This window comes from Paenibacillus sp. MAH-35 (assembly GCF_058135425.1).
The window spans coordinates 23,550-48,964 of sequence record NZ_JBYUPU010000005.1; the positions used below are offsets into that span (position 1 = coordinate 23,550).

31 protein-coding genes and 1 pseudogene are annotated in these 25,415 nt (G+C 50.7%); 5 read left to right on the forward strand and 27 right to left on the reverse strand.

The window, feature by feature from the left end; all coding sequences use genetic code 11:
• Nucleotides 1–232 precede the first annotated feature (232 nt).
• From AC3Y2E_RS06570 to AC3Y2E_RS06580, 3 genes are all read right to left on the reverse strand, one after another.
• On the reverse strand, nucleotides 233–541 hold the full coding sequence (locus AC3Y2E_RS06570) for a YolD-like family protein (RefSeq protein WP_379208913.1): 309 nt from the start codon (nucleotides 539–541) through the stop codon (nucleotides 233–235).
• 38 nt (nucleotides 542–579) lie between these two features.
• Nucleotides 580–1,845 carry a DNA polymerase IV gene (locus tag AC3Y2E_RS06575; RefSeq protein ID WP_379208404.1) on the reverse strand — a complete coding sequence of 422 codons (1,266 nt, stop codon included), beginning with the start codon at nucleotides 1,843–1,845 and terminating at the stop codon, nucleotides 580–582.
• Nucleotides 1,846–1,941: 96 nt separating this feature from the next.
• Nucleotides 1,942–2,154 (reverse strand): helix-turn-helix domain-containing protein, encoded by a 213-nt coding sequence (locus tag AC3Y2E_RS06580; protein ID WP_379208406.1) that lies wholly within the window; start codon nucleotides 2,152–2,154, stop codon nucleotides 1,942–1,944.
• Between the two features lie 372 nt (nucleotides 2,155–2,526).
• Here AC3Y2E_RS06580 and AC3Y2E_RS06585 point away from each other — a divergent pair, with 372 nt between their 5' ends.
• The 5 genes from AC3Y2E_RS06585 to AC3Y2E_RS06605 all read left to right on the forward strand — a co-directional run bounded on the left by AC3Y2E_RS06585 (nucleotide 2,527) and on the right by AC3Y2E_RS06605 (nucleotide 7,119).
• Nucleotides 2,527–2,754: a hypothetical protein gene (locus tag AC3Y2E_RS06585; protein ID WP_379208408.1), complete on the forward strand. Its 228-nt coding sequence runs from the start codon at nucleotides 2,527–2,529 to the stop codon at nucleotides 2,752–2,754.
• 362 nt (nucleotides 2,755–3,116) lie between these two features.
• Nucleotides 3,117–3,440: a hypothetical protein gene (locus AC3Y2E_RS06590; protein WP_379208410.1), complete on the forward strand. Its 324-nt coding sequence runs from the start codon at nucleotides 3,117–3,119 to the stop codon at nucleotides 3,438–3,440.
• A gap of 339 nt (nucleotides 3,441–3,779) precedes the next feature.
• Nucleotides 3,780–4,220, forward strand: a complete 441-nt coding sequence (locus tag AC3Y2E_RS06595) for a DUF3888 domain-containing protein (RefSeq protein ID WP_379208412.1) — start codon at nucleotides 3,780–3,782, stop codon at nucleotides 4,218–4,220.
• A gap of 135 nt (nucleotides 4,221–4,355) precedes the next feature.
• Nucleotides 4,356–5,231, forward strand: a complete 876-nt coding sequence (locus AC3Y2E_RS06600; RefSeq protein ID WP_379208414.1) for an ATP-dependent DNA ligase — start codon at nucleotides 4,356–4,358, stop codon at nucleotides 5,229–5,231.
• Nucleotides 5,232–5,325: 94 nt separating this feature from the next.
• Nucleotides 5,326–7,119, forward strand: a complete 1,794-nt coding sequence (locus AC3Y2E_RS06605) for a GmrSD restriction endonuclease domain-containing protein (RefSeq protein ID WP_379208416.1) — start codon at nucleotides 5,326–5,328, stop codon at nucleotides 7,117–7,119.
• Nucleotides 7,120–7,204: 85 nt separating this feature from the next.
• Here AC3Y2E_RS06605 and AC3Y2E_RS06610 read toward each other — a convergent pair whose 3' ends face one another.
• From AC3Y2E_RS06610 to AC3Y2E_RS06725, 24 genes and pseudogenes are all read right to left on the reverse strand, one after another.
• Nucleotides 7,205–7,966 (reverse strand): N-acetylmuramoyl-L-alanine amidase family protein, encoded by a 762-nt coding sequence (locus AC3Y2E_RS06610; RefSeq protein WP_379208419.1) that lies wholly within the window; start codon nucleotides 7,964–7,966, stop codon nucleotides 7,205–7,207.
• Nucleotides 7,963–8,421, reverse strand: coding sequence for a phage holin family protein (locus AC3Y2E_RS06615; protein WP_379208421.1), 459 nt, complete (start codon nucleotides 8,419–8,421; stop codon nucleotides 7,963–7,965). The genes AC3Y2E_RS06610 and AC3Y2E_RS06615 overlap by 4 nt, the downstream gene beginning before the upstream one ends.
• Before the next feature lie 299 nt (nucleotides 8,422–8,720).
• Complete coding sequence (locus AC3Y2E_RS06620; protein ID WP_379208423.1) at nucleotides 8,721–10,205, reverse strand: polysaccharide deacetylase family protein; 1,485 nt, start codon at nucleotides 10,203–10,205, stop codon at nucleotides 8,721–8,723.
• Nucleotides 10,206–10,216: 11 nt separating this feature from the next.
• Nucleotides 10,217–10,606, reverse strand: coding sequence for a hypothetical protein (locus AC3Y2E_RS06625; protein WP_379208425.1), 390 nt, complete (start codon nucleotides 10,604–10,606; stop codon nucleotides 10,217–10,219).
• 243 nt (nucleotides 10,607–10,849) lie between these two features.
• A pseudogene (locus AC3Y2E_RS06630) lies at nucleotides 10,850–11,746 on the reverse strand (S8 family peptidase); the annotation flags it as partial.
• Complete coding sequence (locus AC3Y2E_RS06635) at nucleotides 11,746–12,111, reverse strand: hypothetical protein (protein WP_379208427.1); 366 nt, start codon at nucleotides 12,109–12,111, stop codon at nucleotides 11,746–11,748. The pseudogene AC3Y2E_RS06630 and the gene AC3Y2E_RS06635, both read right to left, overlap by 1 nt.
• Before the next feature lie 15 nt (nucleotides 12,112–12,126).
• A complete protein-coding gene (locus tag AC3Y2E_RS06640; protein ID WP_379208429.1) occupies nucleotides 12,127–14,001 on the reverse strand; it encodes a hypothetical protein in 1,875 nt (624 codons plus the stop codon).
• Between the two features lie 16 nt (nucleotides 14,002–14,017).
• Nucleotides 14,018–14,587, reverse strand: a complete 570-nt coding sequence (locus tag AC3Y2E_RS06645; RefSeq protein ID WP_379208431.1) for a baseplate wedge 1 family protein — start codon at nucleotides 14,585–14,587, stop codon at nucleotides 14,018–14,020.
• A 13-nt stretch (nucleotides 14,588–14,600) separates the two neighbouring features.
• Nucleotides 14,601–15,776: a baseplate J/gp47 family protein gene (locus AC3Y2E_RS06650; RefSeq protein ID WP_379208433.1), complete on the reverse strand. Its 1,176-nt coding sequence runs from the start codon at nucleotides 15,774–15,776 to the stop codon at nucleotides 14,601–14,603.
• Between the two features lie 2 nt (nucleotides 15,777–15,778).
• Nucleotides 15,779–16,132, reverse strand: coding sequence for a contractile injection system sheath initiator (locus tag AC3Y2E_RS06655; RefSeq protein ID WP_379208435.1), 354 nt, complete (start codon nucleotides 16,130–16,132; stop codon nucleotides 15,779–15,781).
• Entirely contained in the window at nucleotides 16,129–16,695 is a 567-nt protein-coding gene (locus AC3Y2E_RS06660) for a Gp138 family membrane-puncturing spike protein (protein ID WP_379208437.1), read from the reverse strand. Before AC3Y2E_RS06660 ends, AC3Y2E_RS06655 begins: the two co-directional genes overlap by 4 nt.
• A gap of 16 nt (nucleotides 16,696–16,711) precedes the next feature.
• Nucleotides 16,712–18,160: a phage protein gene (locus AC3Y2E_RS06665; RefSeq protein ID WP_379208440.1), complete on the reverse strand. Its 1,449-nt coding sequence runs from the start codon at nucleotides 18,158–18,160 to the stop codon at nucleotides 16,712–16,714.
• 6 nt (nucleotides 18,161–18,166) lie between these two features.
• Nucleotides 18,167–18,511, reverse strand: coding sequence for a phage baseplate plug family protein (locus tag AC3Y2E_RS06670; protein ID WP_379208443.1), 345 nt, complete (start codon nucleotides 18,509–18,511; stop codon nucleotides 18,167–18,169).
• 12 nt (nucleotides 18,512–18,523) lie between these two features.
• The gene (locus AC3Y2E_RS06675; protein WP_379208445.1) at nucleotides 18,524–19,054 is read right to left on the reverse strand and encodes a phage baseplate protein; all 531 of its coding nucleotides are present in this window, start codon (nucleotides 19,052–19,054) and stop codon (nucleotides 18,524–18,526) included.
• Nucleotides 19,055–19,101: 47 nt separating this feature from the next.
• A complete protein-coding gene (locus AC3Y2E_RS06680) occupies nucleotides 19,102–20,826 on the reverse strand; it encodes a phage tail family protein (protein ID WP_379208447.1) in 1,725 nt (574 codons plus the stop codon).
• Nucleotides 20,827–20,884: 58 nt separating this feature from the next.
• Nucleotides 20,885–21,214, reverse strand: a complete 330-nt coding sequence (locus AC3Y2E_RS06685) for a hypothetical protein (RefSeq protein WP_379208943.1) — start codon at nucleotides 21,212–21,214, stop codon at nucleotides 20,885–20,887.
• Nucleotides 21,165–21,446: a DUF6889 family protein gene (locus tag AC3Y2E_RS06690; RefSeq protein WP_379208915.1), complete on the reverse strand. Its 282-nt coding sequence runs from the start codon at nucleotides 21,444–21,446 to the stop codon at nucleotides 21,165–21,167. The genes AC3Y2E_RS06685 and AC3Y2E_RS06690 overlap by 50 nt, the downstream gene beginning before the upstream one ends.
• Nucleotides 21,338–21,811 carry a phage tail assembly chaperone gene (locus tag AC3Y2E_RS06695; RefSeq protein ID WP_379208449.1) on the reverse strand — a complete coding sequence of 158 codons (474 nt, stop codon included), beginning with the start codon at nucleotides 21,809–21,811 and terminating at the stop codon, nucleotides 21,338–21,340. The genes AC3Y2E_RS06690 and AC3Y2E_RS06695 overlap by 109 nt, the downstream gene beginning before the upstream one ends.
• 15 nt (nucleotides 21,812–21,826) lie before the next feature.
• The gene (locus AC3Y2E_RS06700) at nucleotides 21,827–22,255 is read right to left on the reverse strand and encodes a tail tube family protein (protein WP_379208451.1); all 429 of its coding nucleotides are present in this window, start codon (nucleotides 22,253–22,255) and stop codon (nucleotides 21,827–21,829) included.
• A 12-nt stretch (nucleotides 22,256–22,267) separates the two neighbouring features.
• Nucleotides 22,268–23,374, reverse strand: a complete 1,107-nt coding sequence (locus tag AC3Y2E_RS06705; RefSeq protein WP_379208453.1) for a DUF3383 family protein — start codon at nucleotides 23,372–23,374, stop codon at nucleotides 22,268–22,270.
• A gap of 7 nt (nucleotides 23,375–23,381) precedes the next feature.
• Nucleotides 23,382–23,927: a phage neck terminator protein gene (locus AC3Y2E_RS06710; RefSeq protein ID WP_379208456.1), complete on the reverse strand. Its 546-nt coding sequence runs from the start codon at nucleotides 23,925–23,927 to the stop codon at nucleotides 23,382–23,384.
• Complete coding sequence (locus AC3Y2E_RS06715) at nucleotides 23,927–24,304, reverse strand: hypothetical protein (protein ID WP_379208458.1); 378 nt, start codon at nucleotides 24,302–24,304, stop codon at nucleotides 23,927–23,929. The genes AC3Y2E_RS06710 and AC3Y2E_RS06715 overlap by 1 nt, the downstream gene beginning before the upstream one ends.
• Before the next feature lie 4 nt (nucleotides 24,305–24,308).
• Entirely contained in the window at nucleotides 24,309–24,905 is a 597-nt protein-coding gene (locus AC3Y2E_RS06720) for a phage virion morphogenesis protein (RefSeq protein WP_379208460.1), read from the reverse strand.
• Between the two features lie 14 nt (nucleotides 24,906–24,919).
• Nucleotides 24,920–25,402, reverse strand: coding sequence for a DUF4054 domain-containing protein (locus tag AC3Y2E_RS06725; RefSeq protein ID WP_379208462.1), 483 nt, complete (start codon nucleotides 25,400–25,402; stop codon nucleotides 24,920–24,922).
• Nucleotides 25,403–25,415: the final 13 nt, after the last annotated feature.

The window sequence follows — 25,415 nt, forward strand, 5'->3', positions numbered from 1 at the left end:
ATATTACCTTCAGACTGTGCGGGACTTACTAAGGTGCGCCCTCTAGCTTCCAACAGAGTCTTTTAATTATTAATTATCCTGAACACATATTATCAGCTTATAGATTTTGATGCAAGAAGTATTTTCCTGTTTTTTCACGTCCTTCTTCGAAGTAATTATATTACGAATTAATGTTCCACAACAAAATCCGTCATAAATGTAAACCGCTAACGTTTTAACCCGACCACTTGAATTAGCCTATTGAACCCACTTTCATGATATCGAGGAATGGGATCTTGACCAATATTCCCTGGCTCTCCACATGCACCAGTCGGGTCCGCGCATCCAGTACTGTGATACGCCCAACCACTTGATCGGATTCACCCCAAACGGTTAGAGACACTTCACTTTCTTCGTCCTTTGCTTCGACGAGCTGGTTCCCCAACTCCTCAAGTTCAAATTCATCCCGAGTCGGTCGCTTCTGCTTATGTTTTGCCATGAGTCTATCCATCTCGCTTTCGTGTTTGTATTGTACGATCCGCGCTTTATGCTCCGGAAGCATCATCCTGGACGCATCAAATAAACTGCGTAATTTAACACTCATTTGAAATGCCCTCCAATCATACCTGCCCTGCGCTGCGCCTGTCCAGCAGGACTCACCGACGACGCCCGCATGATCGATGAGTTACCGTACCGCCGTTTAATCTCGTCAGCCGTCCGCTCGAGAGTTATTTTCCGCTCGCGGTCGTCCGGGAACATGGACATCTGGTATACATCGTCCGAAGTCAGATCGGACAAGGTGACGCCTAGTTTGCGGACCGGCAAGCCATTCCAATGTTTCTCGAAGAGCTGGCATACAGCCTCGTACACTTCCCCCGTCAAGTTCGTCGTATAGGCCAGCTTCATCTGGCGGTAAAAGCCCGTCGGCTGGTCGAAATCCGCGCCCTGGCATCCCGCCGCGACGACCTGCCCCATCAGCCCCTTCGAACGGCACCGTTGACATACCATCTCCGACAGCTCCAGCAGCACGACCTTCACATCCTCCAGCTTCCGGTAATCGACCGGGAGAGTCATCATGTGGCCGATCCCCTTCTGCTGCGTATCGAACGTAAAGGGAGATACCAGCGAGTCGTCGTAGCCGTTGGCGATTCGCCAAAGCACTTCGGCATTAATGTCACTGTTTTTACCAAACTTTCGCCGGAGCATCTCCTTGACCTTGTGCAGCGGGGTGTTCGCCAGCTCTCCGATCGTCGTAATGCCAAGCAGGTTAAAATGCTGGGTCATGCGCGAGCCAACCATGAACATTTTGTTAATCGGCAGTTTCCAAAGGGTATTGGATAGCTCATCTTTCTTTAGCTCATAAATACCGGACTCGTTCTTTTTTGCAAAATTGTCACAAGCCATTTTAGCAAGGATTTTGTTTTCGCCGACGCCGACCCGCGTCCGCACTCGAGTATCGTTCCATACCTGATCTTGGATCGCCTTGGCAATTTGCTCCGGCTCGCCGTACAAAGCACGGGAGCCCGTCACATCAATAAACTGCTCGTCAATGGAGTAAGGCTCGACCATATCGGAGAACCGTCGATAAATCTCGGTAATCTGCAGCGAGACGTCGATGTACAGTTGCATGCGCGGCTTGATAATTTCAAGCTGCGGGCACTTGGCGAGCGATTCCCGGATCGACTCCGCCGTCGTCACCCCGTATGATTTGGCGATCGGGCAAGCGGCTAAAATAATGCCTGAGCGACGCTCCGGATCGCCTGCGACTACGACCGGCTTCCCTTCCAGTCCCGGGCGCATCGCTTTTTCTACAGAAGCGTAGAAGCTTTGGCAGTCCGCGAGAAATATGACCCGTTTTTCCTGCATAGCCGTGTTCGAACACCTCCGATTTAATGCGAACATTTGTTCTTATTATATTCAGGAGAATGCGAACAATCAATGTAAAAAAAAGGAGCAGCGAGGTTATCCCTCCTGCTCCTTCTTATGCTCTATGATGTCGTTCGGCTGCACACCGAAGTGTGTACAAATCTTATCAATGACCTCCAACGAGACATACTCTCCTTTTCCCATCTTAGCTATCGTATTCCGCCCAAAGCCCAGCGCAACGCGCATATCCTCTTTAGTCATGTCTTTGTCTAGCAGCAGTTTAAAAAGCGGTTTGTAAGAAAACGGCATAATAGTAGCACCTCGCTAAATATGTTCCGATACCTGAATATTTATTTCTATTTACAGAATACAATATTCAGAAAATAGTTGCAACACAATTCATCATATGGTATATTATATTCAGGAAGTGAGACATTAGCTTCCCGAAAGGGTGAGAAAATGCAAAATTGGGATTGGGACAGCATCTTGTCCTCGGTAATCCAACTGGTCGCCGCCATACTGATTTACCGGGCCGCCAGAGCCGAGACAAAGAAAAAAGGAACCAAACGCCAGCGCAGACCACGCAAACGTAAATAGGTTCCCTTGGAGGGGAGTTAGCGCCTCCCCTCCTCCCAATCTTAACACAATGGCAGTACAAAATAAACTTGGGAGCGTGATCGAATGGAGCTTAGAGTAGGAGACACCATGACGGAGGAGCAAGTCGAAGAATGGGTAAACGTCTTGCCGCCGGCCACATATAGAGCCGATCTCGTACAACTCGGCGAACCTTACAGCCACCGAGAAGATGAGAACGGAAAATGGCGGGCGACATACCCGACGGCTGCAAAGATCGCCGGACAGTGGCGGTATATGGGTAACTGCTTCCGGGGATCAACCGAAGCGAAATAAACTACGCGGGGCCATACGGCCCCCTATACATGGGGAGAAAATAGCGTATGCACTTTACAGCAATTTGGTTTCACATGCCTTATGTAGGTTGGCGGCAATGTAGGACGATACTCAGAGAGAAGGCACATGCAGAGCTTGAATTTCTCGAAAAAACTAATCCGCACATCAAGTATAAAATATCCGATACACAGCCTGAAACCAATGAACAGTACGAAGATAGCGCGGGAGCTTAACGGCTCCCCTCTAAGGAGGCTGATCCTATGTTCGAGACGATTATCAAAATTGCCGGGCCGGTGGCGCTGTTGATCGCGGCTGTCTTTTACTATCGGGGGCGTCGTAAATAAACGGGAGGTGCATGGAAGTTGAATACGGATAAGCAAATACGAGATTACGCAGCCATGTACGATTTCACAATCAGAAGGATTCCAAATCACGGTGTAAAGGTCATCGACTCTGCGGGTAATGAACGTATATGCACCGATATTTTTTCGGCACGGGATGTAGTAAGCCTTTATAAAAACGAACCCCTAACGTCACCGGTTTATGAAGTAGGCAAGCGAGACGATCGGATGCGCCTTCGATTGGCTGCGAAGAATGCCGCTGCGGCCAAGCGGAAGTTTTATGAGGGGCTGCGGTTGGCTGTTACCGATCCGGATGCGGTATTGGTTGCGAAGAAAATAAAGTAGACGTTGCAAGGGAGGGAACCGGGATTATTACGGGATGGATGTGGACGGCCGTTGCACCCGGACAGCAGCTATATGTGCTTGTTATTCTGCTGGTAATCGGGGTATTGGCTTTCGGGATACTCACGATCTTTGAGGTTCGTTACCGGAGAGCTAAAAAGCTAGAGGATGAAGAGGAACGGCAGAAGATAAAGAGGTATCCGCCGTTTGATTGAGGAAACAACCCCGCCAGCCTAAACCGGCGGGGCATACTTTTTTCTGAAACCATTAAACTTACGAGCAGTTTGATGTATTATAACCCCTCCCTCGGAAAACATTATTAACATAACTGGAGGGGATTGAATGAAAAACAAACTAGCAATTGCTTTATTAATCGTTACATTCTTTGTTACATGGCATTCTTCTTGCTTTACTAATGCAATGAGTAAGCCTAAACAAGACTCTAGGGAATTACAATTTCAAGATATGCTTGTACTGTTTTTATTACCTTACATGAATGAGAAACTTGCCGAGGCTTATTCCCGAGAATTAAAAGTTGCACCGGATCTATATCCCTATTTCGTCGATGTCACACACGTAGAACGTGTAAACGGGTTTCGTGGGTTTAATTTTCTCATTACACTTGTTGCAACTCCAACTGTAGGGCCGCACATACCTGTCGGAAAGGATCGATTTACCTTTGAAATATCTCCAAGGGTAAAGGTAAAACTCAAAAAATTTGACCACTTACAAGGGCCCAATAAAATAGACTTTCCACCCAATTATCAAGACCTTCTAAAATAACCTAACAGGCTCATTAATTAACGAATCCCTCCCCAGTTGAAGCCAGCGTGCACTAAGGTTGTCCAAGTTGACCCAATACTTACCGGTCTAATAATGCCGAAGACACTGATACAATTATTGTAGAGGTGTCTTCTTATGTTTATATTCCCAATGCTTTTAGAAACAGCACATTCCGCTTTCAACAGCCTGGATCATATCTATGAACCGAAGATCGACGGTCATCGGCTTGTTTTGTCGCGCCAAGACAGTCCGACTCGGCTCTATACGCGCCACAACAATGAGTGCACGCGACAGTACCCGGAACTGTACGACATAGCCCAGGACGACATTATCCTAGACGGAGAAGTTGCGTGTACCGACCGTGATACAGGCGCGATCGACTTTGAATCCGTTATGGAACGGTTTAGCGCTAAACGATCCGATAAGATATTACGGCTTGTTGCGTCTCAGCCGGCCAATTACGTTGTATTTGATATTTTGCGTTATAAAGGCGAGGATTTGCGAGGTTGGCCGCTCATGAAACGGAAGGAGCTACTTGCCGGATTGGACTTTGGTAATCCCCGGATCAGTGTCGTCCCCTACATAGAACGGGAAGGCGAAAGATTGTTTCAAGAGATCGTATCGAGGCAGATGGAGGGCATTGTCGCTAAACGTAAAGAATCCGTATATACGACTGGGCAGCGGAGCCCGAGCTGGCAGAAGATCATTAACTGGACGTACGTGGATGTTGTATTAACCGGTTGGAGGAAAGATGAATTCGGGTGGCTTGTTGGAGTGCCGGACGGTGAACGTATTCGGCCAGCAGGTGTGATCGAGTTGGGGGTAACGCCGACACAGCGGAAGGCGTTTTATGGGGCTGTGCAGCCGTATGTGACCGGGGAGGATCGGCATAACGTGTATATTCAGCCGCTAATCAAAGCAAAGGTAAAGATTCGGAATTGGACGAAAAAAGGGCTCTTACGGAGTCCGGTATTTGTAGAGTTTGATTTAGAATTCGCTAAGATTATTTAAATTATAGCTCGGATAATCAATCCAAGAAGGAAATAACCTCATTCCGTTGAATAATTTGTTGAATATTGTAAAAAAAATTGGGGTGTGGTTATACTTGGAAAAAATTAAACCTATTCCGAACGTTAACTTAGATCACCATGTGCCTTCGGATTCTTTACTTACAACTTCTGATTACCATGAAATAGAGAAATCAGAAGATGCACAATATCACAGGAAGGAATACCTAGAGTTTCGAGATTTTCAATTTGACCCCTCAGGGTTTTCAATTTGGGATAGACTTCGTAAACCTGAATTTCAACGCCAGACCAGTAGTTGGATAGATGAAAAATACATTAATCTTTTGAAGACATTGAAAAGTAATCAAGTTATCCCGGGTGTGATTTTTTGGTTAAATACTGCTACGGGTCACATCTTTGTACTTGATGGTGCTCATCGGCTATCAGCTATTAGGGCATGGGTTACAGACGATTGGGGCGATTCAGATGAAGCAAAAGAATATGGTTATCTGGAAGAAGATGAATTGCGGGCAGCTAAGAGACTCAGACAAAGGATAAAAGAGGAAATCGGAGACTATGAAGAATGTAGAAAAGCCCAAGCTAAATTTAAAAAAATCGTTGATGGACGAAAAAACCCAAAAGACGAACTTGATGACGAGACTGAGGCTAGAGGACGTTTCATGTATCACCTAAATACTTCACTAAAGATTCCAATTCAATGGGTTACTGGTGGATATCAGGATGCAGAACAATCATTCGTTAACATTAATACCGGAGGTACTCCACTAACTAGTGAAGAAGCACTTTACATTGAAAATAGAAGATCCCCAGTTGCCCGGGCGCTCACAGGTATTATAAGTAATGGATCTAAACCATCCCTCTGGATCAAACACGAAGAAAAATGTACAGAGTATAGCAAAGAAATTTACAAGATTTTATTGGCTCCTTCTGACAATATACCTACTAAAATGAAAATCACTGGTTATCCCTTAGTTCTTTTAAAGAAACAAAATAGTTTTGACCGCTATTTATTCCTACAACACCTATTCTCTGTGGTTAAGCACGGAATGACAGGTGAGGCCAACATCCAGGATACCTTAACATATTTAGCAAATGAAAAAGATGAAAACCTTGTAGCATCTGAAACTCTCAAAAATTTAGAACAATTAATTTCTCATCTTTCACACCTAAGAGGGAATAACCCAAATAGTCTAGGATTAGTACCTGCATTCTATTTCTATTCTACAAAAGGACAGTACAATCAGGTGCTTTTTCTGTCCTTTACTATGTGGCTTCTCAAGGGCAGTAAAGATGAAATACGGGAAAGAAAGTTACTATTTGCGCAAAATCGGGACGTTTTTGAATCTCTCTGGTTAACAATAAAGGATTCCATTATCAAATACTTGGGTCGCAAAGGAGGTCCAAGCAGACTTTCAAAAAATCAATCAGAATTTTTTGATAAATTGCTGGAAACAGTGTCATTAGGTAAAAAAGAATCGCATTCCACCAATGAAATTGCTACTACCTTTTTAAACGAATTGGGCATAAAACTTGATCAAGAGAAACCTGCGAAGGCATATGCTAGTTTTAGTGTTTCAACAAAAACACAACAAGAAATGCTAGCATTTTTTGATGGTACATATAAATGTGATCTTTGTGGTGGAGCTATAGACCTAGGTGTTTCTCAACAATTTGATCATATCGAAAAGCGAAGTGAAGGAGGGAATAACAGCGTAAAAAATGGAAGGGTCGTGCATCCTTGGTGTAATAATAATAGAGACAAACTTAATGGCGGGAAGGGTAGAGAGAAATCAGAATTACCAATAGTTGAAGATCCTCCACAGTTTGTACCGAAGCCCGAATTAATATATTTTGAACTTGATTTAGACTAAGTTATTAATAAGTCCTTTATGACTGTTGAGAGACAGGTTCACCCCGCCTGCATATGGCAGGCGGGGCTGCTTATTACATTAGCTTTTACACTTCAACACCCTTTTCCCGAGCGAACGCGACCGTATTAAGCCACACAAGCTCCGTTTGTGTCAGCTCGCCTTTATACGCCTTTTCCGCCCAACCATAGTCGCCGAGCAGCCCTTTGTGGTAAAGGCCGTCCAGCGCATCGCCGAGCATCTTCCATTGCCATTGTTCCAGGTTCATCGTATCGACGCTCTCCTTTGCTTCTTTCTCCGGCGCATCCGGCAATCCGAATGCCGCCGCCACGCCTGCCGCTGTAGCTCGTGCCAAGCGCTCCAACCATGCCGGATCGGTCAGCATGGCCGCTTCCTTGGGATGGTCAATAAATCCGTACTCAGCCAGTATGGCCGGGATGCCTGCCCGTTCGCTGCCGCGTAGCACCGCGAGGTTAGCTTGCTTGGTTCCTCTGTCCGGAAAGCCCTCCTGCTTGTACAAGAGAGCGATACGCTGATGGATGACGTTTTGATAGGCGACCGCCGCAACCGTAGCGCCGGTCTGGACGAAGGTTTCGAACCCCGTTCCGCCGCCAGCATTGACGTGGAGGGAAAGGAAATAGTCTGCCCCTTCTCTCGCCGCGACTTCCGGTCGTTCAACCAGTTCCAGATACTCGTCCGTCTGACGGGTATAAATGACTTTCACTCCACGCGCGGCGAGCAACTGCCCGATCCGCAGACCGAGCGTCAGTACAATATCTTTTTCCCGGAGGCCGTTGCCGATTGCTCCGGGATCTTTCCCGCCATGTCCGGCGTCAATAACGATTTTCATCCCTTATCACCCTCGCCCTTTTGCTTGAGCTGCTCCAAGAACTTAACCAGCCCCGGAGGCAACTGCACTCCAAGCGGGCCGAGATTCTCGACGACGCTCAGTCCTTCCCGGCCGGCATAAAAGTAAACGGCCAGTGTGCGGAAGATTGGAGCATTCGCCCCGACCCACTGGTCGCACATGGCCGCCAATGCGATAACCGCTAGCGTTATACCCTTCCGGACGCCGCCCCAAAACATAACTTCGCTGTTGACCGTTTTGGTCTTAAACGCGCCCAGGACGCCGGTTACGTAATCGGCAAGCATCAGGGCCACCAGAACCTTAAGCGCCGCATCCCAGCCGCCAAGCGACTGAGCAAGCAAGCCGGATACAGCGGTCAGCCCCCCAAAAACAAACTCCTTGCCGGTGCTGCCTGCTGCAGCTGTCCAAATCGTGGATACGATCAGCTTCGCGCTCATCCCGTTCCCCTCTCTGCCCGTTTGCGGGCAATAAAATGACAAAATAAAAAGCACCCGGTTATTGGGTGCCTACGGAGCTTTAGGAAAAACGGATACTTCCTTGATTTCCGCGATAAATATTTTCCCTTTCCAGTTAGGGTTTGTCTCTTTAATCTTTCGTGAAAATGCAGCATATGCTTCGTCCCATGTGTCGTACTCCATGGTACTGTTATCGTATTCTGCTGTATCGCAAATTACATATTTACTCAATTGGCTCACCTCATTTGATAGCCCCGATCGGCTCGGGGCAGTATCCTTTATTAAGTTGAGACATAGTTAAGCTTTTGCCAAGCGCTCCACGTCGTGCCGTTCGTTGCGACCCTACGCCATACCTCGTTTGTCGCGTAACGGTGATATTCTTGGTAGACGAAACCGAAGTCTGTCGGCGAGCTGTTTAGCAGTCCAGTTGTATCGATAATAAACAGCCCAGTAGCCGCAGCTGGCATTCCTGCGGAGTTTGCGGAATTGACGGCAGTCTGAATCCGGAACCCTACTGGGAGCTCATTAGGAAGCGTTGCCGCCGTGTACGAATTTATCCTCGCATTGATCGTTACAGACGGGTCCCAACGGGTCCACGGGTGCCACAGGTTTTCGCCATCTTTAGCCGATCGGATAAACCGTGTACTGCTGACCGTTCCGTACGGCTTAAACTCCTGCCAGTAGTATCCAATGTCCCATGTAGCACCAATGGGCTGTATGGCATAAGTGGTCAGTACGCCTGCCTTATACCCACCCGGCAACATCGGCCATCCGGTCTGCGTGGAATCGACGTTACATAACGTGATAGTTTGGTTTTCAAAGTCCATCGGCAACATTGTCGACTTGATTTCGTTCTTTTTGATTTTGGTAATAAGCTGATAGTTGCTGCGAATTTTGCCATCCATCGACATGACGAAATGGGGATCATATCCACGCTCGAAGTTATTCGAGAACAGACCGCTTTCAATAACGTTATCCATCCGGTCTAACCCTTCGTTAAACGTCACGATGTCAGCGACCGTCTTTGCGTAGTTGATGACGTCTGTCAAGAGTTGGGACGCTCCCCACTCGGCGATCTCCCATCCGTGCGTGAACAGGATGAGCCAGCCGCCTTCTGCCACTACCTTGTCGATCCACCACTTGTAACGTTCAAAACTGTTCAACGGGAAGCCCGCAGCCGCATCAATCGTCGTCAGGTTCGAGAACCATAGTGATTTAAGCTCAAACGTAGGGATCGGCGGCTTGTTGATCGTCAGCTTGGCGTCGGTATTAGACACGCGGACGGCTCGATGATACTTTTGCGCGATCAGCTTTTCGCGGTCGCCGTAGTGTCCGTAAGGGATGCAAAGCGTCCGGCCGTTGAAGCCGTTCACCTCGATCCACTCGGCCGCCTTGCGGATTTCCTCCTCAGATTCCGCGTCCGTCAGCGTGATCAGGTCCGCATGCGACCACGTATGCGACGTGATCTCCCAGCCCTCTGCCTGCATCGTCTGGAGGTCGGCCAGCGTCAAATGATTCCCGGCTTGGACCCGTGTAGGTATGACCGCGTTGACCATGCCGATACCAGTAGCGCGGGTAATCGGCAGCAAATGAGTCTTATCGGTAATAGCGCCGTCGTCTGTGCCAAACGTGACCATGGCGCGAGGTATTCGCGTTGTGCTACGCCCTCGAGCGTTCATTCCCCGATTCTTGAATTCGTTAAATTTCTTCCGAATTTCTTTATCATCGATATGAACAAAGGCGGGGTTCATCCTCTGAAAGCTCATGTCGGCTCCTCCTACTCATACGTAGTCAAAATATAAGATGTTGATCCACTAACCTGTACCGTTGTCCGAGGGGTTCCGCCCATCTTAGCCGCAAACAACGTGCCTTGACCTGTATTAGGACCCTTGGGTACATGGCAGTCAAAGCCGTTTACGTTAAATACGCCCGCGTTTATCTCGTCAAGATTAAGGATCTCAATGAGACTGACCGGCTTAGAAAAGGTAACCGTCCCGGATACCGCGTCGGCCTGCGTCTTTTGCTCAGATAATTGCCGTGTTCCCGTACCGACGCCGTTGGTCAAGGCTGTGAGTATCCCTTCTAGCAGGTCTGCCTCGTTAACTACGTTGCCGTCTTCTCTGATGATCCTGCCATTTCTCGCCGAGAAACTGTTTGGATTGAGCATCCTACCTGCCCTCCTTTTTAAATAAAATAGCTCCGATTAAAGCCCTGAAGCCCACTTCCGGAAAGCCAGTTCAACATGTACGAAATCATCGTTAACCAGCTCGCCGCGCTCGTACTTGCTCTGCATTTTGCTCCAAAACTCTGGACTGTCGATCCTTCCGGCCTCGTATAACCGTTGCAGAGCTTGGGCAAATGAAATGGTCTCGTACGGGATTGGTTTGACATATCCCGCCGTCACCATGCACATGCCCGCACCCTCCAGCCGCTTGTCGTGGCCGAGCGAAGATGTGCGCTTGATGAGCTGTGCGTATAACTCCGGCTCCGAAATGCTCCGGCCGTAATCCTGCTCCCATTGCCGGATAATCAGCGCCGCAGCTCCGGCAACGTGCGGGGCCGCCATGCTCGTCCCGGACAGATAAACGTACCTGCCATCAAGGTACGTACTGTATACGCCGACGCCTGGCGCTACGAGTTCAATCTCGTCGTTGCTGTTGCTGTAAAAGTACATTTCCCCGAGCCCGTTGCAGCCGCCCACCTGCACGACCTCCGGGTAGGTGCCGGGATAGTAACGCTCGTCCGTATCGGCTTTATCGTCTCCAGCATTTCCGGCAGCACAGATGACAAGGATTCCGGCCTTTACTGCATCCTGCACCGCGATCCGCAGGAAAATGTCATCTTCTGGACCGCCGAGAGACATCGAGATAACTCGAACCTGCTCCCCGTTCGGCCCGCGCCAGCTGACCGCATAATCGACCGCCGCAGCTACATCGCGGAAGTTTCCTTTGCCCTCGCGATTGAGCGCCTTACAAATCAAAAGCGAGCACTCCGGCGCTACGCCGACTATGCCCGCTTGATTTTTGTTTGCTGCGATTGTACCGGCGACGTGGGTGCCGTGTCCGTGATAATCCGTGTAATCGTCTGGACCGCCTTCCCTTGTAAAGTTACGGCCTCCGATGACCCGGCCCGCGAGATCCGGATGCGAAGCGCATCCTGTATCGATCACCGCGATCACGACGCCCTTGCCTCTCTCCGTCTCTTCCCATAACCAGTTCGCGCGGATCATCTGGACGCCGTCTGGAATTTCATCGGCAGCCGTACGGATTCCGTCTAGCACCTTGTGGTTAAGCAGTTGCACGTCCATTATTCGGTCACCACTACTTTCAATGTTTGCATTGTACCAATGATCGTAAAGGTAACCTCGCCCGGCTCCGTCGGTGTAAAATCCAGCGAAGCTTTGCCGTCTACCGGCGTGAGCGCATGAGCTGCCGTACCGTCGAATACGTTGATCACTTCCGCGCGGGCCGTGTCGGTTACATAGCCAGCCGTGGTTTGATCAAACTTTTGCCACTCTACCTCGATATCAACCGGGGTGCCGACAACCGCCGTAATCGGTCCGATAGACGTAAAGGCGACTTGCTTCTCGCCGCCAATTGCTGATTGAGCAAATACCTCCATTTTATAAACGACGCCGCTGTCAATGTAAAAGAATTTGTTTACTGTGGACATGAGAGTAGTCCTCCTTTAGTATGCTTGTCTGTAATCTAGAGCGTACGTTGTGTTGTATCCGCTTTTGCTGAAATGTACTTCGAGCAAAAAACGCTGGTTAAAGTAAATCGGTGCAGGCACGTGTACAGTGGTAGAAGCAGCTCCGTTGCTTAGATATGTGAAAATCAATCCAGGATGGTCCGTCACAAACTGAGCAGGCGTTGAGACAACTTTCCCGTCCATTGTAATGCGGTACGTTGCAGTGTAATGTGAGCTTGGATCATCATTGTTAGCGCCACCTGATACAAAGTTCAAATATTCGATACGCCCTCTCATGTTTAGGTCGATCAGCGTAGTCCACGCGTTTTGAGGAACCGCAGTACCCGATGACCCTAACCGACGCAACTCCGATAACGGACCTCCTCCTCCCACTGGTGTCCACCCCCCGTTGTAAAATAACTCAAGCACTCCGTTGTTAATGCGCAAGTCACGCTCGTCCCACACGCGATAATCAGTGTTTCCCAACGACCAACCTCCGACGCGTAAGCGGTGGTCGTTAGCACTCATGCCGAAATTTACCGCGAAATTTCCAGCTACATGGAACGTCATATATGCGTCATTTGCTGGGTTTCCTGCGTTTACCTCGAATCTGGAACCGGTGGTAACATCGCTAATGACTCCAGTAGACGATCCGGGTCGGAGATATCCATTAATAGTCGCGTTGGCAAACGTCGTCGTTCCATCGATCGTCTGGCCGCCGCCTGTGTGCAAGAGATCGCGGACAACGGAACCGTTCCACCATTTCGGCACAATGTTCGAATTCACTACCGCCTCGCCTATTGTATGTCCGATTACCGTCTGGTTTCCGTTATTTACTAAAAGTATCGGACGAGAAACGGAATCAGTGTAAGTGCCGTTTACTGCCGCCACATTATTCGGCAAGATCATGCCGATATTTGCGGTTATAGGCCCGGTGAACGTTCCGCCGTGTTGCGTCATCAAACGGGCCCACGCGCTATACCCCCCGGTGCTGCCCACTTGCGGAGGATTACCGCTGCGAATGTACGAATGCGTCACATCCATATACGCGAAGCACATTTGTGTAATCGTATCCGAACCGCCGCGAATGATGATCATCTGACCGTATTCGCAATCAACGTTCGGTATGTTCGGATGCGCTGTTTGTAATCGGTAGAATCCCGGTTGAACAATCGTGTTCAAGTCGGTTCCTATCGCCAAGATACTCGTAGCGACCCGGCTCGCTTGGTCGTATACTTCCGAGATCTCTTGCTTCCGCGCTACATCGTCCGCAGCCACTGGAGCCGCTGCTTTGAATCGACCGCTGGCATCACGCTGTACTAGGGTGGACGGGGTTGCGGTGGAAGTCCCCGGTAAATTCACAAGCGGAACCTTCGAGGAATTATCCAGCGGAGCAACACCGCCCGCGACACCCTTATCCGTCGTCGGAATGTAAGTGTCTGCCGGTATAGTGGCCGTCACATTCGATGCATTACCTATGGCCGTATTGATCTGGTACTGCTTCGAGAGTGGGCCTGACGCTCTCGGGGGGATCGTATCGCCTTGTGCGCTGGCATTCGCGTAAGCGTATAAAATCTCGCCGTCGTCCGGGTCCGTAGCGAATAGACCTAACTCGCACGTATAGGTCGGGACCGTGATGTTTGTGTTTTCGAAAATCCCTTTAACGTGAGCGGTGTTTCCACTGCTCGAAATCGAGTTAATGGCGAAAAAGGCAATCGGCGTTATTAATGCAGTCAGCGTAACGGGGTCCTGGCCGCTCAGTTCTCCGGACCCGATCTGCATTCTCGTAAAATTCAGCGGAATGCCGGACTGCGCCTTTGCGTATAGAGCCAATCCTTTGTTTGTAATCACCATCGTGCCGTAAACAGCCATACTGGGCATCCCTCCTTTAAGGGCTGACTGTAGTTATCGTAATGTAGTCCTCTCCCGTGACCAGGGCGCCAATATAGCTCTCCGACGGGACGTTTGTTACCTCAATAATCGTCAATCCAACACCCGCAGGCTTCGGGATGATGTATCCGCTGGCTACCAGTTCCGTTGCGACAGCATCCAGTTGACCCTCAACGAGGGCGGCCATGGTCATATCCTGATTGTCCACAACAAGCAGGCTGACGTTTGAAAAAAGGCTGTACCAGATCTCGTATATTTGAGGGATCGTCCCGTCCCACTGGTTCTGTGCGATTTTGGCTTTTAACGCGATCCGGTAGTTTTCGTCATCCAGAACTGGAGAGCTCCCGCCGGTCGGCTGGAAGTTTAAGAGGCGCCCTCTTCCTACGATCGTCCCAAGCATATCAAGTTGGACGCCGGCAGCTGCATCAATGTCAAATGCGGACGGCATCCCGGCGGTCATCTGCATGCCCCCGTCGACTTTTGAGAGGACAGCGGAAAGCCATGCGGTAAACTTGGGCTGAAGCTTGTGCTGTGAGGTGATCGGGTCTAGATATTTGTCAATCGCCACCGTACCCGCCCCCCTACGTTACGTTTACCGTTACATTCGCAATGTTCCCACACGTTACTTCGTTAAAAGCTGTTATGATATCCGCTGTTCCTTGGGGATCTCCTTGCTTCGCCGCCGTCAACCCGGTTATCGAAAAAAGCGGCTTGGTCGGCACACTGTTTGCCGTCAAGGCCGCTCCCCAAAGACTGGATATTGATAGATCATCGCCGATCGTTAGGCTGCCAATGTAAGCGGCCACGTTGCTTTTAATGCTGGCCGTAGTGTCCGTCGTATACCCTGCAAGCTGCTTCACGTTCAAAACCACATCGATATCGACGTAGATCGGGCGGTCAAACCGAATGGTCACAGCGACGCCGTACTGGTCCGTAATATCAACCGGAGTAGATCCGTTGGTGTAGCATCCGGGACCCTTTTTATTAAAAATGGCTCGAGCGATATCCCCGTCGACGCCACCCTCTACAACAGCCGTAACCGAGTGAGGGGGGAGTCCATTAGCGTCAACCACATTCGTATCATTCTCGTATACTTCAAAGCGCGCTACGCCCGGGACGGCGGCGATTGCTCCCTTGATCCCTTCCAGTACGGTCCTGCTCGGCTGAGCGGTGCTGATAGATTGCCGGGACCGCAGCACGGCATCCGTCTCGGCCAGCGCTCCTAGGGAGGCAGCAGCCGCGTTTGTAACCGAGGTCCAGCCGTAAGTAGGAGTTACGATTTTATTGAGCTCCCCGGGGTTTGCTACGATCGGACCTGGTTTCTGGCATGTCGCAAACGCCGTTGCCTGCCCGTTCGAAGAAATGGTTACCGGACTGCTCAAGCTCCAAAGGTTCCCCGCAGTATCGCCGATTACCCCGTTCGTGATCATCGTCCCCGCCGTTCCGGTTAACGTTACGTAACATGTCGAGTATACGGCCGGAAGCCGCTTGATTCCGTTTATCTTGACGATTACATCAAGGCCACTCCCGATCGCTGTAGACGGTCCCCTGCTGTTGTATACGGACTGGCTCGTTAGGAATGAATCGTAAATGATGCTCGCAACGGAGGAGATCCACTGATAATCCTGGCTGTCGATCCCCAGGTAAATATCAGCCCCGAATATCGTCTTGGCGTCTGCGACGAGTTGGTCCCTGATGTCCGTATAAGTCGGTATGTGGAGCCCGCTTGCATCGATGAACGGCGCAAAATATGCCATCGTTAGAAAGTCACCTCCACGCTTGCATCGCCATATTGCGTCTCGACTGTACATCGGCACGAATATGTTCGATCGGCATAATTGCTCGAATAGTTTTTGATCGACAGAACACCGGATGTGCTCAAAATTACTTCTCGAACCAAGAGATCGGCAGCCTGCACATTTTCCGGCAAACCGGGCTGTCCGAGTATGTTTTGGAAGAGCGGCAGGCCCTTGTCGACGTTCTCCCACCATTCTCCGTACAACAGTAGCAGATTCGTTTTAATCGCCTGACTCACAGCGAGGGTGCCAGTCAAGAAATCGTTAGGACCCTTACCGAAGCTGTAATCCCCGTTTACGAGTTTGCGATACTTCATGGCGATCCCCCTACCGTGTAACCGTTGATCTTGACGGAGGGCGCAACGATGTTGATTTCGCTTCCGCTAAGGCTGATAGATGCCGATCCATCGTCCGTCCGCAGTTGCACGGCCGTCATGGAGTAGTTGTCCAGTTTCCGCGGCTGGCTGCTGATGCCGACCAGAGCAAAAGCGTCTGACAGATCATGCCGGCGCCTCTCAATCTGGTTCTGGACACCGCTGCTGCCGAACCATGCATCGATACACATGTCGGCAAAGACGACCAAGCATTCATCACCCGGGGCGATCGGGAACGTAAGAGCAAATCCGCCGGACCGGGGGAGGACGACCGGAACGTCGAGCAACAACGGGAGTTCCGTCCACCTTTGACTAAAATCGCTGTTCTGAATCTTCTCCCGGATTGCAGGCTGGACGGTTGCCGTCTGCGTATCCGGGTCGAATTCTTGTATGATTCCGGGCATTGCCACCCTCAAGTTGTTCGCGAAATCTTCTAGCATCCTGCGGTAAAACTCTTCTTTGTTCCGGCCGCCCATTAGCAGTTGTTCCGCGATCGATACCGTCACCGTTCATCCCCCTCCTTTACCATGGATTACCTGTGGCCGTGCTCATCATTGACGGCATCAAGCCGGCTTGAGATACACACTGACACTCACATTCCCAGTCATCGCCGCGCGTATCTCCCTTGTACGTAATGCCGATCACCCGATACACCCCGTCATTGTCCAGCCCGCGGACAACTTGCCCCTGTTGGTAAACTTGCTCGCGGATCAGGGTGTTATCGATGTGAACGAGCGAATTGATTTTTATGCGAGGATTAAGCAAACACTTAAAGGTTACACCGTGCTCGCTCTGTGCCGGAACGCCGATCAGCCCTGACGCAGGTGATAGGTCGAATATTTCCCCTTCCGGTAAGTCGGTGGCCCGGACGATATTGACCTTCCCATCCTCAACATAAAAAGAGGCCTCCTGCGTCTGTGCAAGCTGCCTCAGATAATCTTTAGCCAAACCAAACACGACCTTGCCCCGGGTCAGTTCGGAGTTTGTGAAGCCGTCCGAAATGCTACCGAGTTGTGAAGGTATCTGCGCCTGGCTCACGATGTTTTCGACGACGCTTCGCGACGTCTGCCCCTTGACCATGGAGAATCCAACGAATCCCTGCGTTGAGAAGCGATCGCCGTCCAAAGCATACAGCGTAAGCCGGTAGGTCACTCCGTCCTCTTTGTCCCGGATCGGCTGGATCACATCGCCGTCAAAGATCAGCCCGTACTGCTCCCCTTCGTACCCAGCCTCGATTATGATCCGGTTTCCTTCCCGGATAAGGCTGTTCTCCGTATCCGGAGAAAGATTGTATATCGCAATCTCCGAATAATTCGGCTGCTGCAGGATCGTTTTTTGAATTTTGAATGTACAGCGGAGTTGCGACACATCAAGCGCGGCCCCGTTCGCGTTACTCACGATCACCCGGTACCGCCGGCCATACAGCACATTCCCAAACCTTTGGCTGTTCGCCACCACCCCGTAGTTGCTCGCTGGAATTGTGACGCCGCTGAACTGACTGCTGCTCGTTTGAGATGTGCCGCCGGCGAACGTGCTGCCGGGTTGGAAACTTGCTAGGGTATTGCCGCCTCCCTGATACTTCAACCAAATGTTGTATCGCCGGGTATAATCGCTGTCCGGAATGGCCGGGCCGACGTAGGAGAGCGAGAATTGCCGGAAGTCATGACCGGACCCGTTCCAGACTCGCTTAATGACGTAGACGGTAACGCAAACGGCAAACGCATCATCGCTCAGGGTGAGCTTCTGTAGCCCGGCCAATTCAGACGGCAACGTGTGCCTGTACTTATCCGCTGCATACCGGAAAGCGTCCATGTGCCACTTCGGCCAAACTTGACCAGGTCCGAGGGCGTTTCCGTTATCGCCGAGAATGTTCCGGAACCCGGTCTCAGCCTCGATTGTGGCTAGCACAATATTACGGTCAGCCCCCTGATAATCGGCTTCCGCAATTGCTAAATTCTTGATGTTGGACACCGGAGGTCACCTCACTGTATCGGACCAAATCAATACGTATTCGGTTCCCAAATTTGTGTCGTCGGGTATCTCGGTTGCGAGTGAACTGGTAGGGACAATCGCCGCACTACCGATCCCCAGATATTCGTATTGCCCGAGTATGTCAGCGGCCGGGTACTCTCCGGTTACGAGTGGCACGGCATCCAGCAGTACGGCATTCGTTTTCATGTCGGAGACAGACATAAACCAGTACTCCCCAACCGTGTTGTACCGGACCGTGAAGCCCAAAGTGATGTTTTTTCCGTCAACCGGCAGCGTACAAGTAAAGCTTTGATTGGCATTCGGCGTTAGAGGCACAATCTTGTAGGGCACGGCAATTCCTCCTTACTGCCCGAAGAACAATTTATCGACGCCCCACTGTTTAATAACACTTTGATTAACCGGTAGCGGCTCGGGTGATCCCCGGTTCGACATGTCCGTGACTTGCGGCCGGGCGCTGATTGATATCGTCGCCACCTGGGCAACCAGAATTTCGCGGAAGGTGACTGTACAGCGCAGCCCGTCAAACGTCGTGTAATCGTCTGGCGCGGACAATACCTCGACCAGCATGTTTTGGTAAAGTCCGAGCCTCGTATGCACTTGGATGGGGACACGGAGATCCTGCAGGTCTTTGAGGACTTTAAAGGCTTGGACGGAGCGCGAATATCCGCCGCTGAACTGGCCGGGCACAAAGCTGGTCGCCACGTTGGACATCCCGACCTCCATCGTCAGTTCGCGGGGCTGCCGAAACGCATGATCAGTGATCGCCGCACCGGTTTGCACGGGATGTTCGGTAATCTCAAGCCGGCTTGTATGAGTCATCTTCAAAAATGCGTCGAAAAACCAGCCCCCGATATTCGTTTTGGTATAAACCAAATCTTTTATCTCTGGGGCTGATAGGTCTAGAATCGGTGAGGTATCCATTACCGGATCACTCCTCTCATGCTCCGCATATACATGGACTCCATGTTGTCTTGGGCCGCATCAGCTGTCGCCTGAGGATCGGAGCCGTAGATATTATTTGTTTGCTGTAAGGATACACTCGAGGTGCTGTTATTCTGTGGAGGCGCTTGGTAGAGGTACTGTGGATCAAGCGATTTGATAATATTACCGCCGCCAGCCCTAACAACGTCTTGGAAGAATTTATCGCCAGTAAAGTAACTTGAGAACATCGAGGTGGTTGCTTTCCACATTTTCCCCCAGAAACCCATATCGTTTGCCCCGGACTCTTCTAACCGTTTCTGAGCGGCATTACTCGATGTTTCAGCTTTTTTGAATATGCTACCGTCAAGAGCTGCTGACAACCAGCTAATGTATCCTGCAATCGCACCGAGAAGTTCGCTTACAGTCTCAAGCGCTCCGATGAGCACACTCATGGATATGCTCCCGATTCCTTCTAAAGCTTTTTTAGCCTCGTCGGATTTGATAATCTCATCAAGCAATCCACTCCATGCCGCAGATAGCCCAGTTAAAGAGGTGAAGAGGTCCGAAGCGCTTTTCTTTAGTTCAGTCAACACTCCTTGATCTTTTAGTTCCTTATAGAGATCCTTCGTCCACTCTTTTGCACCGCTAAGCAAAGTATGAATGAAGCTTGTTGTATTCGAAAATGTTTCCTTGAGATTGTCTATAGCTCCCTTATCCACAAGATCCTGATAAAAGGCCGATATTCCCTCTCTCGCATTATCAAATCCTACTGACACCGAGTCCATGGCATCCTTGAAGCCGGATTTAAACTTTTCAAAGGTTTCCGAACCCTCAACCAAATCGAATAAGTCAAGGAGTTTTTGCCACATCGGGCCAAATGCGGCTTCACCGCCGTCAATGTACGTATAGAAGTCGTCCAACAGGAGGATCAATCCGACCAATGCTGTAGCAAACATTCCTACGGGTCCCGACGCGATAATAAGGCCAAGAGCCGCTATAGCTGCACCGATCAGTTTAATGTTCGCAGGTATTTTTTCGCCTATCTCGTCGAAAATGCGCACGGTACCTTTTCCCGCCCGAAATATTGTTTCGCCCATCCGAACAAACCACGACAACACTCTCGCGATATCCTTTGTCCAAACAGGCATATTTTTTATAATTGCATCGTTAATACCCGCCAGCCCCGCCTTCGCTTTCGTCAGCGGTTCTCCCAGGTACTTCACGAGATAGTATCCAATCCATTGTAAGGCGTAGGTCGCCTCAAGCTTGAGCCGGGTAAATTCAAACTGAATCGATCGAATGAACCGCATCTGGTCCGCAAACTCCGGAGGCGGCCGCATGTTGTTCACTTCTTTACGCAATGTTTCAAAATTACGCATGAGCTCCGGGCTTAAATACAAATCCTCCAAAGTCGCCCCCATCGCTTTCAGCGTGTCGTTGAAGGCCGCCGCGTTTTCTTTTGTCGTCCACATCTGCCGGGCGAGTTTTTCGTTTTCGAGATCCGCTCTGGCCAAATCTCCTATAAACTTCGCAATGCCTACGTTAGCAGCGACTACAAAAGAGGCGATCGCCGTTCCGGCCAGCGCAAAATTTTTGACCGCGCCGCCGGCGAATTTAGCAACGTTGTCCCCTGCTCCATCAATGGTTTTTGTCGCCATATCGTAAGAACTCTTGTCTACGGCGAAGCCAAGGGAGACAAGATAGCTTTTTATTGTTTCCAGCAAATCTTCACCCCCCCTCGCACAATTAAAAAACCACCCCAAATGAGGTGGTGGATTCGACTTATTCTTTGATTTTGTTTGCTGTCATTCTCTTTTTTTCATTTCGATTAGTATACCTTTTGTCGTTTCGTAGTAAAAGCGCTAAGATAGCCCAAATAACGATGACCCCCAGCAGAATCTTGAGTTGGGGAAATACAGCAATAGCCAGTGCACTACCAAGTACTACCCCGAGTATTTGCGGGAAAAAGATGAGAACTAATAGCACGATTAATATTGCGACTAAATATTTCACAATATCAGCCTCCCACATCTTTATACCACAATATGGGGATTCCTGCATATTAATTATTCCTTTGCCTCGCTGCTTCGTAAGCGCGCCTTTCGTTCTCATGCCGGACTTCCAGCATTTCATGCGCGTCCAGCAAGTCGTCCAACGTAAAAACCCCATCGATCAGGTCTCGATGGGTCCAAAATCCGGCTATGACTGGTGCGTATACAAACTCGCTGATGTTCTCTAGCCTCGCGGGGACGTATTCAAGAGCCCCCCGACTAATGAAGCTAAGGGGCTTCCGGCGAAAAAACCTTTTACGTTGAACAAGATCGCATGGACGGTCAAAGCCAATACCGTCATTGTATCTTCTTCGAGCCCAGCAACACCGAATGTCCCGTTGCTGTTCAAGATCGGAGCAACGCCCGCCGGGAGAAGTTCCCCACATACCTGCAGGCACTTTTCCTGCACATATCTAAAATCGGATTCCGAAAGATTGCCAATCTCGGCTATCATTCCCGAAACATTAAAGGCGCCCAAGTCAATCTCGGACGCCTCGCCAACTTCCTTAAGCTTGCTTATGTCGACATTTTTAAATAACGGCGCGATCAAACCCGTGACTTTCACGAGCATAAATGACCCGGTGAGCGCGTCAAATTTTCGAATGCGAAACGTCCGGCCGTTGATTTCTACGTCCTTATAGCTCTCAGCTGGCTTCATCAGCGATTCTCCTCCTTAATCTTGCTGGATGTCGGCAGCCATAAACATCCATGTCACCTGCTGCCCTTGTGCCTGATACGGCTTATCAGGAAGCTTCTGAAAGCTAACTCCCGTTGAAGTGATTGATTCCCCCATATTCGGCGCTCGCTGTAGAATTGTAATTCCTGCCCATTGACTCGCCGGCGCCGTGTCGAGGTAGTTGTAGAGCTTGAGCAAATACTTGTTCAGCCCGCTCGTTTGCTGGACCGAAACAGAGATTGTTCCGTTCCGTCCCTTGATCTTCGAAACCATCACCGAACCGTCGGCGGAAGTATCGTGTGTTGTTTTATCACCAGCCATCGCTGTCGTGATATTTCCCAATCCTTCCCCGCTCGCAACGTACTGGCCTACTGCCGGGTGCGAGATTGTTGTGATTACATCACCAAAACTATATGTCGTGAACACAGTCACCCCTCCTTATCGGTTTACGACAACACCGATCACAACGTGCTCGATCGCTCCGGCAAGCTTAACCGCAACATAAATCGGAGGCGACTTCCGCGCATCACGATCTGCTTGCGATTGATTCGCCAGCGAGTCAGCCAAAATCATGTAGCCTGTGGACAACGTATCGCCCGTTTGGAGCCCCAGCACGGGAGCACCCTTCCAAATACCCGGGGCGATAACTCCGCGCGTGCGTGCAGCTGCGCAGGGCTCCGTAATGGCTGTGACCAACAGGCTGACGCCTTCGTCAGTCTGCGGAATTTTAGGACCGGAGATCAGCGCATTCATGACCGATATCTGGATCGCATTGGTCAACTGGTCCAGATTCAAAACTTCATCAAACGGCACCCCATTCGCCATCGTACCTTTAACGAGCAGGTTGTACGTCGCCCCGTAGTTGGTGTAGATGTTGCCGTTGTACCCGAGAATCGTAGTTGCTTGAGCGAGAGTTAGCGATTCCGGGAGAATTCCCACTTCCGCCTTGTATGCAAGCGTATATGCGGAGTTCGCTAGCCCCGTGTTGGCTCCCATCGCATAACCCATAGCAGCCGCTGCAGCATAATTCGAAGAGCTGTATTGTCCGAATGTATGGCGTCGTTTACTTGCTTGCAGCGTCGCCATAACGTTTCCTGCGGTCCCAGCGGGTACGTCCGAATCCTTTGTATCGTAGAAAAAAACGGACAGCGGAACGGCCGTTTCAATGTACCCGGCGACAGCGAGCACATCAGCCTTCACAGCCCCACAGATGTAAACGGCATACCAATCATTGTTCGCAGCACGGCAAGCCGTCACGGCCTGCACCGCCGTCTCTGAGCCTGTCGCATCCCATCGACCAATCAGAACCTTATTCGACCGCGGCGACTGGCTGAAATAAACCTGAGCAGCCAAGTATTCCGGCTCTGTCCCGACCCAGCCGTCGGAAGTCATATCATCCGTGCCGCTGTACAGTTTCACCCGTGTGGCAGCCGAAATGATCGTGGACTTCCCAACGATAAGACCAAGGTTAAAGCCACTGTTAACCGCGGACAGCGGCGATACCTGGACCGTAACATTTACAATATCGTTCAACGATAGTGTCACTGGTCACCTACTCCTTTACAATTTGAACATTGGCGCTTTCGATGTAAGCGACGTCCGAGCTGCGCGTAACCAGCTCATTAAACCGGGCAGAAAACGTTGTTCGTTCCCACCATTGTCCGCCAAAGAGCTCTGGCGTTCGAATAGGAGCTTCGACATCCAAAATCATTGCCAGATTACTCCTAAGGAGCGTCTCCTTGGTCCGTGGGTGGAAGAGTTCGCTCCGGATCTTGTCCGCATCATCAAAACTGCTCGGTCCGTAACACACCCAAGTAACCGTGAGCACCCGCGTATAGCTCTGGACTCGTTTCGCATAGTTCGTCCCTTGATTCAGATAAGCAACGTCCACCTGTCGGTTAATCGGGTCGTTGTTGTAGTTGAGGAGCAGGAATGCTACATCCTCATCGATTTTCCAAGCCGGCGCGCCCTTGGTCAACCAACCGATGCGCACTCTTTTCTGGCTGGCAGGAGCTGCCGGATTAAGTCCAAGAGTCTGCAGCGTGAGCGACCAAAATAAATCCTCGGCTTCCTGAAGCGTGAGCACTACGTCCGCCATCAGTCGCCCCCCATTCTCGCGCCGATCGCCTTGCAATAGCCAAAGTCTAGCCATGGCAAAACGGCCGCGACGCGGTAGCGTTCGCCCCGCCAAAATATCTCATCAGACGTGCCGCCGGGGTCCTGGTCATCCTCGGAACGTGTCCGGTAGATCATCTGCTGGGAATAAAAACTCATCATCCCCGTTACCCGGTCTCCTTCCGGCACTTGTTCCAGATCCTCCTGGGTCGCAACCGTAACCGTGCCCTGCATGATGATCGCCACTTCCGGTTGGGAAACCCAGCGGCCGCCTGACCAGGCTCCGGTCTGCCGGAAAACTGTAAATCCTCCGGGTTGAGCGAAGTTGCGGCTATTGACGACGCGGCCAACGTTAATCATGTGATCACCCTCTGACTACGTATGTGATGCTTTTCCGCAGCTCCCCGCTATCGATCAACGGGCGATCGCTACCTTTTCGCTTAGCAGTGATCGGGGAGTTCGGTGGCCATCGGTTCGCGGGGTTGGTAAACCACGCCCGTACAACGTTCTGCCCGAGCATGCCCGCCTTCTGGAGCTCCGGCGCCGGGTCCTGCCCGTCCAAGGCGACCTGAGCAGCCATCCTGAGCTGCTTGGCGATCACGTCCTTGCTATGCTCAATGGCCGGCTCGATCACCGGTCGGGGTGGAGACTTCCAAAGCGGAGAGCCGTGCGTATGCAGCCACAGCTTGTAGGCCTTGCTGTAAGTCATCTCGCCGCTCTCGACCTTTGGATTCATCTCATCCCGCATTTCCTTTTGGCGGACACCGTGCGTGTGGACGTATAATAGCTCGGCATTTGTAATACCGCCTGTGCTCTCCGAATTGTCGGCGCCCTCTCGGACGCTGTCGCCGCCCTCCGGAATGCCCACGTAAACTTGCTTCTTCGAAAGCTCGTTAAGCAACTTCTTCACGCTCGCGGTTTTATCAACGCCAGTTGTTACCTTGGCAAATGCTTTAAACATTCGCGCTCACATCCTCAGTACACATACATGCCGCCTTTGCCGACTAGCTTGCCGATCGTAGCGAGCTGCTGTCCGTAGATCGTGAGTTTCCACGCGGCCCAACCGTCCAGGTCCTGCGCGATCGTGTTGTAGTCCATACTGACCGATACGTCACCGACGGACTCAGATGTATTGAGCCCCTTTGCCTGCCCGGCGGCGATTGCTCCAGCAGCTCCCCCGTTCGGGTCGGCGACAGATTGAAGGTAAAGCGTACAAAAATGCGCGATAAACCAGCACATCGCGGCGCGCCAGTAGGAATGCCATCGGGATACCAGAATGCTGACATTGGCGAGATCGAGGTACATCTGCATCACGATCACCGGCACCACATAGTTGCCGTTCCCATCCGGACCAAATTGCGGGTAAACGTCGTACAAGTCAGTCAACGCAAACGGGGGATTAGGCCCCCGTTTGATGTTGGATGCAGCCCCGACAAGGCCATAAAAATTCGAATGCATGACATATCATCTG